This window comes from Anaerolineales bacterium, assembly GCA_016928575.1.
Lineage (GTDB): Bacteria > Chloroflexota > Anaerolineae > Anaerolineales > RBG-16-64-43 > JAFGKK01.
The window spans coordinates 13,817-29,030 of record JAFGKK010000064.1 but is presented as its reverse complement, the minus strand read 5'-3'; the positions used below and the strand labels follow the sequence as shown (position 1 = coordinate 29,030).

16 protein-coding genes are annotated in these 15,214 nt (G+C 61.8%); 13 read left to right on the top strand and 3 right to left on the bottom strand.

Features of this window, described 5'->3' with window-relative positions; genetic code table 11:
• Positions 1–90 precede the first annotated feature (90 nt).
• Both JW929_08420 and JW929_08415 read right to left on the bottom strand, forming a co-directional pair.
• A complete protein-coding gene (locus tag JW929_08420; protein ID MBN1439418.1) occupies positions 91–591 on the bottom strand; it encodes a hypothetical protein in 501 nt (166 codons plus the stop codon).
• A gap of 21 nt (positions 592–612) precedes the next feature.
• A complete protein-coding gene (locus tag JW929_08415; GenBank protein MBN1439417.1) occupies positions 613–3,348 on the bottom strand; it encodes an AAA family ATPase in 2,736 nt (911 codons plus the stop codon).
• Positions 3,349–3,539: 191 nt separating this feature from the next.
• Between JW929_08415 and JW929_08410 the strand changes: the two genes are divergently transcribed.
• Positions 3,540–3,737 (top strand): hypothetical protein, encoded by a 198-nt coding sequence (locus tag JW929_08410; protein MBN1439416.1) that lies wholly within the window; start codon positions 3,540–3,542, stop codon positions 3,735–3,737.
• A 346-nt stretch (positions 3,738–4,083) separates the two neighbouring features.
• Here JW929_08410 and JW929_08405 read toward each other — a convergent pair whose 3' ends face one another.
• Positions 4,084–4,677, bottom strand: a complete 594-nt coding sequence (locus tag JW929_08405; GenBank protein MBN1439415.1) for a CGNR zinc finger domain-containing protein — start codon at positions 4,675–4,677, stop codon at positions 4,084–4,086.
• Positions 4,678–5,052: 375 nt separating this feature from the next.
• On the opposite strand from JW929_08405, the gene JW929_08400 reads away from it, so the two are divergent.
• The 12 genes from JW929_08400 to JW929_08345 all read left to right on the top strand — a co-directional run bounded on the left by JW929_08400 (position 5,053) and on the right by JW929_08345 (position 15,208).
• Complete coding sequence (locus tag JW929_08400) at positions 5,053–6,396, top strand: extracellular solute-binding protein (GenBank protein MBN1439414.1); 1,344 nt, start codon at positions 5,053–5,055, stop codon at positions 6,394–6,396.
• A 93-nt stretch (positions 6,397–6,489) separates the two neighbouring features.
• Positions 6,490–7,437 carry a sugar ABC transporter permease gene (locus tag JW929_08395; GenBank protein ID MBN1439413.1) on the top strand — a complete coding sequence of 316 codons (948 nt, stop codon included), beginning with the start codon at positions 6,490–6,492 and terminating at the stop codon, positions 7,435–7,437.
• Positions 7,438–7,456: 19 nt separating this feature from the next.
• Positions 7,457–8,314, top strand: coding sequence for a carbohydrate ABC transporter permease (locus JW929_08390; GenBank protein MBN1439412.1), 858 nt, complete (start codon positions 7,457–7,459; stop codon positions 8,312–8,314).
• 120 nt (positions 8,315–8,434) lie between these two features.
• The gene (locus JW929_08385) at positions 8,435–9,478 is read left to right on the top strand and encodes a helix-turn-helix transcriptional regulator (GenBank protein ID MBN1439411.1); all 1,044 of its coding nucleotides are present in this window, start codon (positions 8,435–8,437) and stop codon (positions 9,476–9,478) included.
• Positions 9,479–9,832: 354 nt separating this feature from the next.
• Positions 9,833–10,825, top strand: a complete 993-nt coding sequence (locus tag JW929_08380) for a response regulator (GenBank protein ID MBN1439410.1) — start codon at positions 9,833–9,835, stop codon at positions 10,823–10,825.
• Between the two features lie 29 nt (positions 10,826–10,854).
• On the top strand, positions 10,855–11,376 hold the full coding sequence (locus JW929_08375; GenBank protein ID MBN1439409.1) for a hypothetical protein: 522 nt from the start codon (positions 10,855–10,857) through the stop codon (positions 11,374–11,376).
• A gap of 2 nt (positions 11,377–11,378) precedes the next feature.
• Positions 11,379–11,975 (top strand): hypothetical protein, encoded by a 597-nt coding sequence (locus JW929_08370; protein ID MBN1439408.1) that lies wholly within the window; start codon positions 11,379–11,381, stop codon positions 11,973–11,975.
• A 17-nt stretch (positions 11,976–11,992) separates the two neighbouring features.
• Entirely contained in the window at positions 11,993–12,388 is a 396-nt protein-coding gene (locus JW929_08365; GenBank protein ID MBN1439407.1) for a hypothetical protein, read from the top strand.
• Positions 12,389–12,390: 2 nt separating this feature from the next.
• Positions 12,391–13,428: a DUF4388 domain-containing protein gene (locus JW929_08360; protein ID MBN1439406.1), complete on the top strand. Its 1,038-nt coding sequence runs from the start codon at positions 12,391–12,393 to the stop codon at positions 13,426–13,428.
• 25 nt (positions 13,429–13,453) lie between these two features.
• Positions 13,454–13,825, top strand: coding sequence for a hypothetical protein (locus JW929_08355; protein ID MBN1439405.1), 372 nt, complete (start codon positions 13,454–13,456; stop codon positions 13,823–13,825).
• Between the two features lie 30 nt (positions 13,826–13,855).
• The gene (locus JW929_08350; protein ID MBN1439404.1) at positions 13,856–14,326 is read left to right on the top strand and encodes a hypothetical protein; all 471 of its coding nucleotides are present in this window, start codon (positions 13,856–13,858) and stop codon (positions 14,324–14,326) included.
• Positions 14,327–14,461: 135 nt separating this feature from the next.
• Positions 14,462–15,208, top strand: a complete 747-nt coding sequence (locus tag JW929_08345; GenBank protein ID MBN1439403.1) for a response regulator — start codon at positions 14,462–14,464, stop codon at positions 15,206–15,208.
• The last annotated feature ends 6 nt before the right edge of the window (positions 15,209–15,214 follow it).

Below are 15,214 nucleotides of genomic sequence, written 5' to 3'. Positions count from 1 at the left end.
AAGCCCGGCCCGGCTCCGCCGTGTGGACCGGGGGTCAGAGGATCGTGGCGAGGAAAGAGCGGAGACGGAGAGCTGAGTGGGTACGTTTTTTCATTTGTTTTCGTCTCCTTGCGCAAGCGGGGGATGGGTTCGGAATCCGCGGGTCGTTTTTCCGGCCAAATCGAGCCCGGCGTGTTGAACCAATAAGAGCGGCAGGCCCAGATCGCGGATGTGCACCAGCAAGCCGTGCAGCGCCGCTTGGTCGATGATTCGTCCGGTCAGCGTGGTAATCGATGGGCCGGAAGGACTTTTGGAGATCACGATCTCCAAGTGGTCGAACCAGTCCGACCAACCGGATTCCAACCGTCCTTGCACCTTGATCGTGTACACCGCTGGCTGGGAAAGGTGGACCTTATGCCGCATCGGACGTCCTTTCCATGAATGCAGATTCCCATTCGACGTCTGGTGAAGGCAGTATGCCATTCCCCGGATTGAATTGTCATCACCCGTGAAGTAGTATTGCCGGTAGTATTTCTTGGAATATTCCGGGAGAATCGGACTCGGCACCTTCGCCGTCGGACCCATACCGCCGGAAAATCCCACGGCGCGCATGCGGTTTTCCGGACCGGGATGCTATGCCACCAGCCCCAGTTCCCGGGCGCGGAGGATCGCCCCGGAGCGGTTGGTCACACCTAATTTTCTGAAAATATGGGTAATGTGTTTTTTTGTTGTGTTCGGCGTGATGACCAACTTCGTCGCGATTTCCGCGTTGGAATTGTCTGAGGCCATCAGCCGCAGCACTTCCAGTTCGCGCCTGGAAAGCGGTTCGGCCAGCGGCTGGGGGCCGTCGGCGGCTCGGTTTTCTTCCTTGGCGCCGGCGGCCAATAGGCGCTCGATGTACGGATCCAGCGCCCCGCTCTTTCCTTCCATATCCTTCAGCAGCTTGTATACCGGCGGACCTTCATTAATGAAGCGGCGAACATAACCGCCCTCCCGGGCAAGGGAAAGCGATTGCCGGAGTGACGCGATGGCCTTTTGAGAATCCCCGTCCGCTTGCCAGGCCAGGGCCTGAAGAAGAAGCAGTTCGATCATCCAGTCGGTCCAACCGGCGGCTTCTGCGGCTTGCAACCGGCGTTCCAGGTATTCCCCGAGGGAGGCCAGATCCGGCAAGCCCAGAATTTTCCTCCGCCCCGAACGGGAGGGGGTGCAGGCGAGGATTATCCGGCACAGGGCAAGCGATTCCAGCCTGGAGCCGTCTTCCAGGCCTTTCCCGAGCGCCCACCCCAACGCCGCGTCCGTTTCGCCCTGCCGGATCCACGTCCGGACGCGATGGAGAATCGAATACTCCATAAGTTGCGGGGTGTTTTTATCCGCCTGCAAAAGCGCGGATGCCGCAGAGGTATCCCCGCGGATTTGCAGGATATCGGCCAGCGCCGCCATTCCTTCGGCCTGCACGTACGTGGCGGGCGCCATTCGCAGCAACCCCAGGCCTTTTTGAATCGATTCCTCGGCCGCAGCCACTTCGTTCCATTCCAATTGAATCTTGCCTAGGTCGACATACAGGAGGCCGGCGTAGGGAATCGGCGGTTCTCCGGGCTGCCCGATCGAATTCAACGCCTCCCGGCAAAGGGCCGCCGCTTCCGGCAACCGGCCCTGAAGGTGGAGAATGCGGAATTGGCCGCTGGCCGATGCGAACGCGTTTAATAAATCACCGCTGGCCTCGCCGATGATCCGGGCTTCGAGGAACGCCCGCTCGGCGGCGGCGGAATCGCCGACCGCAATGTAGTGCAGCCCCGACAAATAATTTAATCCGCTGCGGATCCGGTGATAATTCGAATCGAGGGGAGAGCGATCCGCGGGAGGCAAACCGGCCAGCGCCTGTTGGGCCAACTCGATCACCTTCCGCGGATCTTCGTTGTGCCAGGTGGCCAGAAAAGCTTCCGAAAGGGCGATGAAATTGCGGGTCAACGTCAGATATTCCGGATCCGCGGGTGCGGCGGCCGACGGGGCGATCAGGTTTTGAAAGGCCTGCTTCGCCTGGTCCAGCCAAATTTCCGCGGAGCGAACGACGAAGGGGCGGTGGATGCCCGAATGGGCGATCGTATGCGCATACACGGCGCTCAACAGGGGCCGCGAACGAAGGAAGTCGGCCGGTAAATCCTTCAACCAGATCCGGAGTAGGCTCGATTCGCTGCGGAAGAAAAAGGTTAACGCATGCCGTTCCAGGAGGTCGGCGGCTAGCGGGTGGTCGGGCGCTGCCAGGGAATGGGTGATGGCTTCAAAGAGCAATCCCTCCCGCTCGAACCACAACGCGGCGCGGCGGTATAGGCCGATCCGTTCCGCGGATGATACCTCCTGATTCAACCGGCGGCGAAGCAAATCGGCGAACAACGTATGGTACCGGTACCAATAGCGGCGGTTGTCGAGCGGCAGGAGGAAGAGGTTGGATTCTTCCAGCCGGCGGATCATTCCCTCCCCATCCGGCAGACCGGTGACGGCCTCGCACAATGGGCTGCACAATCGGTCCAGGATGGACGTTTGCAGCAGGAACGTGCGCACCGGGGGCGGTTGCTGATCCAACACTTCTTGGAGCAAGTAATCGACGATGTGGCGGTCGTCACCGGCGAACGCGGCGACGAAGGCATGCCGGTCCGGATGCCGGTGCAGCGTGAGCGCGGCTAGCTGCAGTCCGACGATCCAGCCCTCGGTGAGGTGCGCGAGGCGGGAGATGTCTTCCTCGGGAAGATCCAATTGGTGGACCCGGTTGAGGAAGTCGGCGGTTTCCTCGCAGGTGAACCGCAGGTCCGCCGTACGCGCCTCGGTCAGCTGGCCGTTACTTCGCAGGCGGGCGAGCCGCAAAGGAGGGTCGGCGCGAGTCGTAATGACGATCCGCACATCGGCGGGCAGGCGGTCGATCAGGTAGTTCAGGCCGTAGTGGATCGATTCGGTTTCGATCAGGTGGTAGTCGTCCAGGACCAGGAGGATCGGCCGGGCGGAGCCGGCCAAATCGTTAACCAGTGCGGGGACTCCCAATTCGAGCGGCGGGAGCGTCTGCGTTTCGAAGGCCCAATGCAGGCTGCGGCCGATCCCCGGATCCGCCGTCTGCAGCGCCGTGACCAGGTAGCGCCAGAATCGGAGCGGATCGTTGTCGTCGCGGTCCAGGGAAAGCCAGGCCGCCCCTTGCCCGACGTGGCGAAGCCATTCGGCGACCAAGGTCGTCTTGCCGAATCCGGCCGGGGCGGAAACGAGAATCAACCGTTGGGGGCTTTCCCGCGCGGCGTCCAGCGCCGCAATCAGATGCGGACGCGAAACCAGATTGGACGGCGCCGGGGGAATGTGCAGCTTGGTCGATATCAAGGGGGTCGGCATGGTGCCCATCATATTTTGGGAGATACGGCCTGTCAAACCTGGACAAACGTGCAGGATGGCATAAATCCATTCGCGGGCGGGATGGCTGGGAAATCCCCGAAGCGGATGGAAGATGCGCTGTTTGCCGAATAGAGATAACTTCCAGCGGAAAAGCTACGGGGTTTTGTACCCAAGGCGTCGGCGGATTCGGCTTGCGGCTCCGGGATGAAGTCCCGATCCTCGGAATCGACGACATCCTGCAGGCTTTATCGGCCCGGCCGTCGCCGGCGGCGGTGGACCGGCCGCCGGAAAAAATGGGGCGCTTCGCGGCGCAGATGCGGATGGAACCGTTCCCAAAGCAGGAGATGTGGAATCGTCCGCGGACCGGATTACCAGCGCGTTCTGCCTAACGGCGGTTCCGGTGGCTGGAGAAATTCACTCGGCAGAATTAGAAAAAATACCACCATTAATACCACCCGGGGGTGACGACAATACCACCCGTTGGCTAGCATACTATCCGCAGATCGCTTCCGGGATGGACCATGCGGCTATTGGAATGACGGCACGCGGCCGCACGAATGCGGGCAAGGTGGCTCGATGCAAAATCCTGTAAATTTTCCTAAAAAAATTTTCAGTTTTCAGCTTACAACGAAGACCCCGTTGGCTATGATGAGACCCATGAAGCCGCTGGCCGTCAATCGTTTCTCGAAGGTTCTTCTGATGGAAAAAAAGGTTCTCTCTGGTCCCCTCCGCAGATCAATGCCTGGCCGGAGCCCGTTTCATTCTGGTTTTTTGATAATGCCGGTGCGCTTTCGCACGGTTGCCGCAAATTTTCATTGTGCACCATTTCCGCGACCCGTTGCGGGTCCGGTCGTAGAACAGCCATCCACAGCCGGCGCATTTGCGGATCCGGTCGAGTTTGCCCGAAACGAGCAAATCCGCCGCGGACCGCAGGGCTTCACAGTGAACCCGCAGGACTGGGTCTTCGGCGGTGCAGGCGAGCCGGTATCCGCGGCCGGCGCGGACGATCGAGAATTCGGCGGCCGTCTCCCGAAGGAAATCGTCCAGGGCGGCCAAATCAGAAAGAGCGGGAAGCTTGGAGTATGCGAAAGCATTAAAGATCCGGAACATCAATTCCCGCGCCGAATGGAGTTTTTCCAGGGGAAAAAAGGCGTTCCTCGCTTCCTCATTGTTTTTTTTCGGGAGGGTGCCTTTGGCTTTTCCCCATTCCACCACGGAATTGCGGTCGGCAAAGAAATCGAACTGCGCCGGTTGGTTCCGATGGTCGTACGTATTGCAGAAATCAAGGCAATAAACCCCGCCTTTGAAAAAATTTTGGCCGAATTTCATAGGATATATCCCAATTATACATCCAAAAACCGGATGACATCGATATGCACAATTGTAACCAATAAGAGCTGATTGACAAGTTAGGGAAATTAACGATATAACCTATAAAAATAAAAACGGTGGTTAGAACTTCTTTGACCCGTCCGCCGGCGATCCGGCGACCGGAACCCTTGCGGATCGGCGCGTGAACGCCGAGTCGGATTGTCGCCCTTCCGGCCGCCGGTTCGGAAGGAGGACGGGTCGGATGTGCGCCGCGATTCGGTTTTCGGGCTCCGTCGGGAGATCGCGGATATGGAAAGGAGGTGCGACCGTAGAAAAAAATTGATCGAAGCGTCGGAACGTTATCCGTACCCAACAAAAACAGGAGAGAATGCAATGCCCCGTAAATTGTTCGTTTTCCTCAGCCTCGCGCTGGTCGTCGCTTCGATGCTGACCGCCTGTGCGACGCCGGCGGCGCCCGCCACCGAAGTGGCGAAGCCGACCGAGAAACCGGGCGCCAATCCGGAGCCGACGGTATTGCCCAGCGAGCCGGTGACGATCGAATGGTGGCATATCCAAACCGTCGATCCCGGCTTGACCAAGTGGCAGGAATACGCCGATGCCTACATGGGATTGCACCCGAACGTCACCATCAACATCACGGTGCTGGAGAACCAGGCCTTCAAAGACAAGCTCACCACCGTGATGCAGTCCGGGAATCCGCCCGACATCTTCCAGAGCTGGGGCGGCGGAACGATGAAAGCCTACACCGAAGCCGGCATGACTCTGGACATCACGCCGGACCTGGACGCGGACGGCGGCGCGTGGCGCAACACGTTCGCGCCGGGAGCGCTGGCGGTCTACAGCAAGGACGGGAAGAACTACGGCGTGCCGTGGGACATGGGCATGGTCGGCGTTTGGTACAACAAGGATCTTTTCGCGCAGGCGGGGATCAGCGAAGCGCCGACGACCTGGACCGCCTTCCTGGAAGACGCAGCGAAGCTGAAAGCGGCCGGGATCGTTCCGATCGCCCTGGGCGAAAAGGACAGCTGGACGGGAATGCACATCTGGGCCTATCTGGCAATCCGCCTGGCGGGCCAGGCCGGTCTGGAAGCGGCGATCTCCCGCACGGGCGCCTTCACCGACGCTCCGTTTGTGCAAGCCGGGTACAAGCTGCAGGAGCTGATCGCGACCGATCCGTTCCAGCCGGGTTACCTGGGCGACAACCACGATGCGATGCAGGGTCATTTCGGCAACGGCGAATGCGCGATGGAGATCTCCGGGCAGTGGGCGCCGACCGTTCAGGCCGCGCAAAGCGCCGATAAGAAGGGCGTCCCCAATCTCGGCATCTTCGCCTTCCCGGCCGTGGAAGGCGGAGCCGGTGACGTCACCGATGTCATGGGCGGCGGAAACGGGTTCGCGATCGGCAAGGACGCGCCGCCGGAAGCGGTCGACTTTGTCAAGTTCCTGACCACGGCGGAGAAGCAGGCCGAGCTCGCCGGTTTGGGTCTGCTGATCCCGACGGTCAAGGGCGGCGAGGCCGGGTTGACCGATCCCAACATGGTTGCGGTGCAGGCGATGTTCGCCAACGCAAAATACTTCGCGCAGTACCTCGACCAGGCGCTGACCCCGGCGATGGGCGACGTGATCAACGCCGGCGTCCAGGATATCTTCACCGGAGTCAAGACGCCGGAAGAACTGGCGCAAGCCATCGAAGATATCGCGCAGACGGAACTGTAGTGTCCGGAAAGTCGGTTCGGAGTTAGCGGAAAAGCGGGGTGCGGGGATCGGTCGAGATCCCCGCACCCCGCAAAGCGGGAAAGGAGTTCCAGCATGGACGGCGCGGTTACCCGGGAGAGTCCCCTGAAAAACGGCTTCTCCTCGTTACTCACCCAAAAGCTGCAGAACAACCTGACGATCCTGTTGTTCCTGCTGCCGGCGTTCATCTTTTTCTTCGTGTTTCAGGTGTATCCGATTCTCGAATCCGTCTATTACAGCCTGTTCAACTGGACCGGTTTCGGTCCGGCGACCAAGTTCATCGGTTTGAACAATTACCAGCAGATCCTGGCCGACGAAGTGTTCCACAAGGCGCTCGGCAACGCACTGTTGCTGATTTTCCTTTCGCTGGCGATTCAACTGCCGTTGGCGCTCGCCCTGGCGATCATGGTCGGGCGCGACCTTCCCGGGCGGGCGGTTTACCGGACGATCTTCTTCATGCCCTACGTGGTCTCCGAAGTGATCACCGGGATTATGTGGCTGAACCTGTTCAACGCGGATCCGTCGAAAGGGCTGATCAATGCGGTGCTGACGCTGATCCCCGGAGCGCAAGCCCAAGCCTGGCTGGGCGATACGCGGCTGGTGTTTCCGTGCCTGTTTGTGGTGCTGACGTGGAAGTGGTTCGGCTTGCACATGCTGCTGCTCCTGGCGGGGCTGCAGGGGATTCCGGTGGAAGTGGAGGAGGCGGCGCGGATCGACGGGGCGAACACGGGACAGTTGATCTGGAACATCACCATTCCGATGCTCCGCAACGCCATCCAGACGACGGCGTATCTTTCGGTGTTGGGGTCGATTCAGCAATTCATCCTGGTGTGGGTCATGACCCAGGGCGGGCCGTCGTCGGCGAGCGAGATGTTGGCGACGTATCTGTACCGGTTCAGTTTCAAGCGGTTTTGGCTGGGGTACGGCTCCGCGGTGGCGCTGGTGATGCTGGTGATCGCGCTGACGTTCTCCATCGCGTACAACCACTTTGTGCGGACTCCGGAATATCTGACCAATGAATAGCCTAGAAAGGATTCCCCCCATGATGGAGACCCATCGCTCCGCAAGCCGGCCGTGGCGGAAGGTCCTGACGCGGAGCGTCCAATATGCCGTCCTGACCGGATTGGCGTTCCTGGTCGTCGTCCCGGTGGTGATGCTGGCGTTCAGCGGGCTCAAATCGCGCGGCGAGGCCTTCATGCACCCCTACGCCCCGCCCATCCCTCCGGATTGGACCAACGTCGTCGAAATCCTCGGCGGGAGCGCGTTTTGGACGATGCTGCGCAACAGCACCGTGGTGATGGCGGCGGCCACCTTCGGCGTGCTTGTGGTCAGCAGCCTGGCGGCGTTCGTATTCGCGCGGATGACGTTCAGGCGCAAGCCGATCGCCTTCAACCTGCTGATGCTCGGGCTGATGTTCCCGATCAACATCGCCATCCTGCCGGTCTACCTGCTGATCCGGCAGTTGGACCTCACCAACCACCTCGCGGCGGTGATCCTGGTGCAGATCGCCTTCAACATTTCCGGGAACATCATGATCCTGCGCAGCTTCTTTGCCACCGTCCCCTTCGAACTGCAGGACGCGTCGGCGATCGACGGCTGCACCACGTTCGATTTTTATTGGCGCATCCTGTTGCCGATCGCGCGTCCGGCGCTCTCGGCGGTGGCGGCGCTGACGATGATCATCAGCTGGAACGACTTGCTGGTTCCGCTGGTGATGATCGACGAGGAAACGCTGTGGACGCTGCCCCTCGGGACGATGCAATTCCAGGGGCAGTACGGGATGGATTTTGCCAAAATCTCGGCGTTCACCGCATTGACGATCCTGCCGACGATCCTGTTTTATCTACTGGCTGAAAGGCAGATCGTCGCCGGCATGGCTTCGGGAGCCGTGAAGGGGTAACCCGGTTCCGGAGACGGTATCCGAGGTTCGACGCACGGGATCCACCCTGGGCATCGTCTCACTCCTTCTTTGCGCGTGCGGAACCGGGCTGTGAACCCGGTTCCGCACGTGGAGGCGGGTATGGTGGAAAACCTTGGCATAATCCGCCCCGGCGGCAAGGCCGCTGTCGGGTGTTTCATGCAGCCGGTGACCGAATCGCTGATCATCGAAGATCCAGACCGCTACCCCGGCTACCGGCTGGCGCTTTGGCACAACCCGGTCGAGGATTTTTACCCACAGCGCGGTTTGGGGGATCGCTTCCGGATCGTCCTGGTCGAGGAGGGATCCGGCGTCCTGCGCGTCGGCGGTTGGCGGGGAGCCGTCACCGCTCCCGCGGTCCTGTGCGTGAACGAGTTGGAGCCGCTGGAGGCCGCCGAGCGGCGCGGGTTGAGGGGGCAATCCATGTACTTTCATCCGTCGGCGGTCAATGCCGCGTTTACGTTCAACAACATCCGCGAGGGGAGAAACGGGCTTTCCGTAACCGAAATTCAAGACCGGGTGTGGTTTTTCCCCTTCCTTTCCCGGAATCCGGGGCGCTTCCGGCCGATCTCCGTCGGACCGGCGACCGCCCGCCGGATGGCGGACCTGATGACCGCCGTCGGCGGAATTCTCCGCGCCCGGGACGATCCCGGCTGGCCTTGCCGGAGCCGCTCCTTTTTCATCGAACTGCTGATCCTTATCGCCCGGGCGTTTGAAAATCCCGATTTGCGGGATTCGGATTCGCTGGCGGAACCCGCGGCGGTGACGGAAGCAGTCATCATGTACCTGCACGCCAACTACCACCGCAAAATCACGCTGGCCGGACTCAGCCGCCACTTCCACACCAACCGCACGACGCTGGCCGACCAATTCCACAAGGCCACGGGGCAGTCGGTGATCGGCTACCTCCGGAGGTTGCGGATGGACGTGGCGGCGTCGATCCTCCGGGATACCGAACTCAATCTGGGCGAGGTCATGCGGCGCATCGGCTTCCGCGACAACACCCATTTCGGGCGGACGTTCCGCCGCTACAACGGTTGCACGCCGAGCCAGTACCGCAGGAAGAGCTGTGGTATGCCGCGCAGGCAAACGCATTCCCAGACCCCCGAGGACGACGGCGGCGGGGACGGATCTCGAACCTCTTGAATCCCGTCTCCAGCCGGGCGCGGAAAAAGTCGGGCGCGCCGCGGAATCGCCCGCATCGCCCGTCTCCGGCTTGGCAACCGCGCCGGGACGGGCGCACAGCGGGGGCTTTCCCGTGATGAGGCCGGGGAAACAAATCGGCGCCGGATCCTCCGCCCCGGACCGGGCTCGGTCGCCTTGGAAGAATAATTCTACCGATACCGAAAAAACAGCCTCTCCCGCCTGCCGCCGTCTGGGACGCCTCTGGGAACGACCTAACCGGGGCGGGCGGCCGTTTTTCCCCCAACTTATCCAAACCATTCATAACCGCACGGCCCCGCGCCAAGCCCTATAGTATGGTCACCGAGCGGAGCCAGTATGGCCGATTTTTGGGTCCTCATTGTCGACGACGAAGACGGCGTTCTGTCCGTCCTGAAGAACAGCCTGCGCAAGCTGGGCGACCAGTTCCGAGTCTCCACCGCCTCCGGCGGCGAGGAGGCGATGGACATGCTCATCCAGCGCAAGTACGACTTGGTCGTGACGGATTACAAAATGGCCGGGATGAACGGCTTGGAGTTGTTGGAGAAGATCCATGCGGTCCATCCGAAAACCCGGGTGATCCTGATGACGGCCTACGGCAGTGCCGCGGTGGAATCCGAGGCTTCGCGCCTGCAGGCTTACCGCTACCTGCCCAAGCCGCTGGAGATCGATGCCTTCCGCCAGATCGTCCGCGAGGCGGCGGGCGACGCGCTGCCTGAATCTTCCGGGATCCTCGTCCTTTCGGAGAAGGATTACCGCGAGGTCGACCGCGTCCTCTGCCAACTGCAGGGCGACGTCGCCGCGCGCTGCATCCTGCTGGCCGACAGCGAAGGGCGCTGCTTGGCCCGGGCCGGCAACGTGGAAAACTTCGACCTGACTCAGCTCGCCTCGCTGTTGGGCGGAAGCATGACCACCCTCGGCGAAGCCGGCAAGGCGGTGGATCCGAGCGACGGCGGAGTCAACCTCGCCTTCCGCGAAGGCAAACAGCAGGATCTGTACGCCGTCAACGTCGGCTCTTTTCTGCTGGTGATCGTCATCGACCGCGGCCCCTTCAGCACCCGTCTGGGATCGGTCTGGTACAGCGCCCAGAAGGCGGTCGTGGACCTGCGCGAGAAGTTCCGCACGGCGGACATGCGCACGACGGAAAAAACCATCGGGCAGGATATGGAGCAGGCGCTGTACGGCGAATTGCAGAAGATTTTCGTGGAGGCCGGGCCGGCCGGCCGGGCTTCCACGGCGGATAAGACCCGGCCTTCGGGCGGCAAGCCCGACCATCCGGCGCTGCTGACGTACGAAGAAGCGGTCCGGGATGGCATCATTCCCGACGCGTGATCCGGGCGGCGGGAAACGGAAGGCGCATTATGAACGCACAAGCACGGAATTCGGCGGATTTCCCGGTCGACGTCATCCTGTATCCGGGGCATGACCAGGCAATCCGCCAGGTCCTTGAAGAACTGGCGCAGAAATGCCCGGCGCAATTCATCCTGCTGTCCGGGATCAGCGGCCAGCCGATCGCCTGCGAGGGGGAAAAGGGCGAGACCAATCTCTCGGCCCTGGGAGCCCTGCTGGCCGGCGACCTGGCGGCCAGCCAGGAGATCGCCCGCCAGACGGGCCAATACCAATCGTACCAAATGATTCTCCGCGAGGGGCGGCAGTCGACCATTTTCCTCTCCGAGGCCGGGCCCTACATGATCCTGTTCGTCCGCGTCGATCACCAGGTTCCTCTGGGCTGGGCGCGGATCCTGATCCTGGAGACCTGCCGCCAGCTGGCCGACATCGCCTCCGCCCGGCCGGACGAACTGGGCAGCCTGGAACTCGGATTGCACGAAGACCGCCTTCCGGCGCAGATCGGGGACCGGCTGGATTCGATCTGGAGTGGATAGCCATGCAGATCAACTGGCAGCTTCGCGAATTGAACCTGAAGATCGTCTACTACGGGCCGGCGCTGAGCGGGAAGACCACCAACCTCGAGCAGATCCACGCCCGGGTCGATCCGACCCACCGCAGCGACCTCATCTCCCTGAAAACGCACGAGGACCGCACGCTGTTCTTCGATTTCCTCGAGCTCGAATTGGGGCGGATCAACAACCTCACTCCGAAGATCCACCTCTACACGGTCCCGGGCCAAAGTTATTACGAGGCCAGCCGCAAGCTGGTGTTGCGCGGAGCGGACGGGGTGGTGTTCGTCGCCGATTCGTCGCCGGAATCCATGCACGCCAACAAGCTTTCCTGGGGCGACATGAACACCCACCTGGCATCGCACGGCTTGGCCCTCGAGCGGCTTCCGGTCGTCCTGCAGTGCAACAAACAGGACCTGCGCTACGCCGTCGACCCCGAGACGATGAAAAACCTGCTGAACCTCTACAACGTCCCCACCGTTCCGGCCGCCGCGATCCGCGGCGACGGCGTGCTCGACACGCTCAAACTGATCACCCGCGGCGTGCTCACCCGCATGCAGCAGGCCCAGCCGGCCTGCGTTTGAGGGAGGAGAGGAGGGAGATGGCGCAGCTTTCCGGTTCGGAACAGATGAACGGCCTGCTCCAACGCATGAACCAGGAGGGGGGATTTCCGATTTCGGTGCTTTCCGATTCGCAAGGATTGACGATCGCGTTCGCCGCCGAGGCGGACCGCGATCCGGAGCGTCAATCGGCGGCGGTCGCCTATATGCAAAAAGCCGCGGCTCTGGTCGGTCGGCAGCTCGGGATGACCGAGCCGGACGAAATCAGCTTCTACGATTCAGCCGGCCTGCGGCTGGTCTGCCGGCCGTTCGACATGGACGAATATCGGCTGATCCTTGCGGTGCTGGTTCCCGGCCGCGACCGCGCCTACCGCCGGGCGACCAATCTCGCGATGCAGGAAGTCCGCCGAATTTGGTCGACCTCTTGGAAAGGATGATTATGGGCATCCAGGGCAACCTTCGGGACATGGCGCTGGCCGATCTGATCCAGCATACTTGCCAGGACCGCAAAACCGCGGAACTGTCGATCCAGCGCGCGGGCCACAAGGCATCGCTGTTTTTCAAGGGCGGAAAACTGGTCCACGCGCAATCCGGAAGCGAAACCGGCGAGGAGGTGGTCTACCGGCTGCTGCAATGGGAAGAGGGTGTGTTTAATCTGGAGAACGGCATTGAGCCGCCAGCCACATCCATTCAACGCGAATGGTCGAGTCTGCTTCTCGAAGGTGCGCGGCGGCTGGATGAATCCGGTCAGAAACCGCAATTAAAACCGGACGACCGGTCATTCCCGGCGGGCTCTTCCATGCCGGCGACGTCCGCCGCTCCATCCGACCCACTGGTTCCTACGGAGGTAAAACCGATGGTCAATTTCGAGCAAATCCTGGGTGAAATGGGCGCCGAAGTCACGGGATATCTCGGAAGCGCCTTAATCGGCACCGACGGCATCCCGATCGCCGCGCATCCGCCGATGCCCAAATTCGATGTGCGTTCTATGGGGCCGGGCGGACCGCCACCCGGCATGGGCCCTGGCGGGCCGGGCGGACCGGGTGGACCGCCACCCGGCATGAAACCCGGCACATTTCCTCCGGGTATGGGACCCGGCGGACCGGGCGGACCGCCACCCGGAATGGGTCCCGGTGGACCGGGCGGACCGCCTCCGGGCATGGGTCCCGGCGGGCCGGGGAAACTGCCGCCGAGCATGGCCGGCGCCAAATCTCCAATGGAGATGGCGGAAGTCATCTCGGCCCAAATGACCATGCTGCTCAAATTGGTGGAAACGACTTCCAGCAAGATCAACCTTGGGGAGATCGAAGACAACCTGACGACGACGGATTTCGCCTACGTCCTGATGCGCTTTCTCCCCGGCCGCAAATACTATCTCGGTCTGACGGTGGACCGCCGCGCCGGAAACCTCGGCAATATGCGTCTGATCACCAAGATGTACGCCAACCGGATTGCGACGCTCTTCCCGAGCGGATAAGCCGGCGGAGCAAAGGAGAATCCCCATGGCTAAATTAGACCAATTATTGCAGCAATTCCGCGGCGAACTGGGAGCCGATTTCATCTCCGCCGACGTGGTCGGCATGGACGGGCTTTCGATCGCCGGGGGATCGATGGATCCGGCGTTTAATTCCTCCGAAGCCAGCGCGCGCGTCGCGATGGTGATGAAACTGGCGGGCAACGTCACCACCAAAGTGGGCATGGGGGTGGTCGACGACAACCTGGTGACCACGGACCGAAGCTACATGCTTACCCGTTTCCTGGGGGACGGGTCGTACTTCTTCAACGTGGCGGTCACCCGCAACGCCATTCTCGGGAGCGTGCGGCTGATGATGAACGAATACGCGCCCCAGTTGTGGGAAGCGATTCCGCGCTGATCCCGCCGAATCCATCCAAAGGAGAAAAACATGGCCACCGATCCGCAGAAAATGGAGAACCGCGCCCGACTGTGGGGCATGACCGTCACCGGGATGACATTGGGCATCTGGGGCATGGTGGAGGAATCCGCAACCTCGCTCGCGCCGCAGGTCGGATCGCAGATTTTGGAAATGATCGAAACGGTCCTTGACAGGAAGATCGACGCCGGCAAGCCCGACGAAGCCGTCCGCCAGCTGGGAAAGCTGTTCGTCGAAGACATCGGCTACGCGGCCGATTTCAAGGTCGAGGCGGCCGACAAGCAGATCCGCGCTTCGTTTTCGAAGGCGGTGAGCGTGCCGGAGTTTGCACTCCTGCAGAAGAAGGGAGTGCAGAAGCTGTTTTCGCATCCGTTCATGTCCGCCGGCGTGGCCGTATTGGCGCGCATGGGGCAGAAGGCCCGCTGGTCGGTGGAAGTCGATCCGGCCGCCGGCAACGAAACCGTGACCTTCGATTTACTGTAGAGCGCCGGGGATGCCCTCCTCCATCCGATCGCAAAGGGCTTCACCGCCGCCCTTAATCCCTGCCCCGACCCCTCCCCCTGCTCATGACAACCGTCAGGAGAAGGGGGAGGGGCGAGATGAGCGAGGATGACGGCCGTGGCCGGTGAATCGATCCTGATCGTCGACGACAGCCGCGACATCCGGATCCTGCTGGAAGAGGACATCCTTCCGGCGATGGGCTTTCGAGTCGCCTCGGCCGGGGACGGGCAGGCGGGTTTGGAAATGGCCGAACGCTTCCGGCCGGACCTGATCCTGCTCGATATGAACATGCCGCGCATGTCGGGGCTGGAGATGCTCGCCGAACTGCGCCGGCGCCGGTCCACCGCCCCGGCGATCCTGATGACCGCCTACGGCTCCGAACACGTCGCCATCGAAGCGTTCCGCCTGGGCGTGCGGGATTACCTCGTCAAGCCCTTCACCCACGACGAGATCCTGGCCTCGATCGACCGGGCGCTGAACGAATTGCGCCTGGCCCGGGCTCAGGAGGAGCTCAACCGGAACCTGATGACCGCCGAGATCGTCCGCATCACGGTGGTCACGCTTTCCCATTATCTTAACAACCACCTGACCACGCTCAAGGGCGGCCTGACCCTGCTCTCGGAATCGCTGGCCGAAAAGGCACCGGATCCCTACCTGATGGAAATCCTGCGCTCCAGCCGCAAAAGCGCCCTGAGCATCCAGTCGGTGATGAAAGTGCTGTTGGATTCGACCGGCGTCCGACTGTGCGACTACACCGATACGACAAAGATGATGGACATCGAATCGGCCTTGCGCGAGGAGCTGAGCCGCCAGGGGGAATTCGCCGAACCGGAGGGATGGAACGCGCTTCAGCCGCACACCTGAAAGGAA

Bases quoted from the DNA above. Each gene is read 5' to 3' on its own strand.
- JW929_08380 (MBN1439410.1), top strand. From the start codon at position 9,833: ATGGCCGATTTTTGGGTCCTCATTGTCGACGACGAAGACGGCGTTCTG.
- JW929_08370 (MBN1439408.1), top strand. From the start codon at position 11,379: ATGCAGATCAACTGGCAGCTTCGCGAATTGAACCTGAAGATCGTCTAC.
- JW929_08375 (MBN1439409.1), top strand. From the start codon at position 10,855: ATGAACGCACAAGCACGGAATTCGGCGGATTTCCCGGTCGACGTCATC.
- JW929_08355 (MBN1439405.1), top strand. From the start codon at position 13,454: ATGGCTAAATTAGACCAATTATTGCAGCAATTCCGCGGCGAACTGGGA.
- JW929_08360 (MBN1439406.1), top strand. From the start codon at position 12,391: ATGGGCATCCAGGGCAACCTTCGGGACATGGCGCTGGCCGATCTGATC.
- JW929_08415 (MBN1439417.1), bottom strand. From the start codon at position 3,348: ATGCCGACCCCCTTGATATCGACCAAGCTGCACATTCCCCCGGCGCCG.
- JW929_08390 (MBN1439412.1), top strand. From the start codon at position 7,457: ATGATGGAGACCCATCGCTCCGCAAGCCGGCCGTGGCGGAAGGTCCTG.
- JW929_08365 (MBN1439407.1), top strand. From the start codon at position 11,993: ATGGCGCAGCTTTCCGGTTCGGAACAGATGAACGGCCTGCTCCAACGC.
- JW929_08420 (MBN1439418.1), bottom strand. From the start codon at position 591: ATGCGCGCCGTGGGATTTTCCGGCGGTATGGGTCCGACGGCGAAGGTG.
- JW929_08385 (MBN1439411.1), top strand. From the start codon at position 8,435: ATGGTGGAAAACCTTGGCATAATCCGCCCCGGCGGCAAGGCCGCTGTC.
- JW929_08350 (MBN1439404.1), top strand. From the start codon at position 13,856: ATGGCCACCGATCCGCAGAAAATGGAGAACCGCGCCCGACTGTGGGGC.
- JW929_08405 (MBN1439415.1), bottom strand. From the start codon at position 4,677: ATGAAATTCGGCCAAAATTTTTTCAAAGGCGGGGTTTATTGCCTTGAT.
- JW929_08395 (MBN1439413.1), top strand. From the start codon at position 6,490: ATGGACGGCGCGGTTACCCGGGAGAGTCCCCTGAAAAACGGCTTCTCC.
- JW929_08400 (MBN1439414.1), top strand. From the start codon at position 5,053: ATGCCCCGTAAATTGTTCGTTTTCCTCAGCCTCGCGCTGGTCGTCGCT.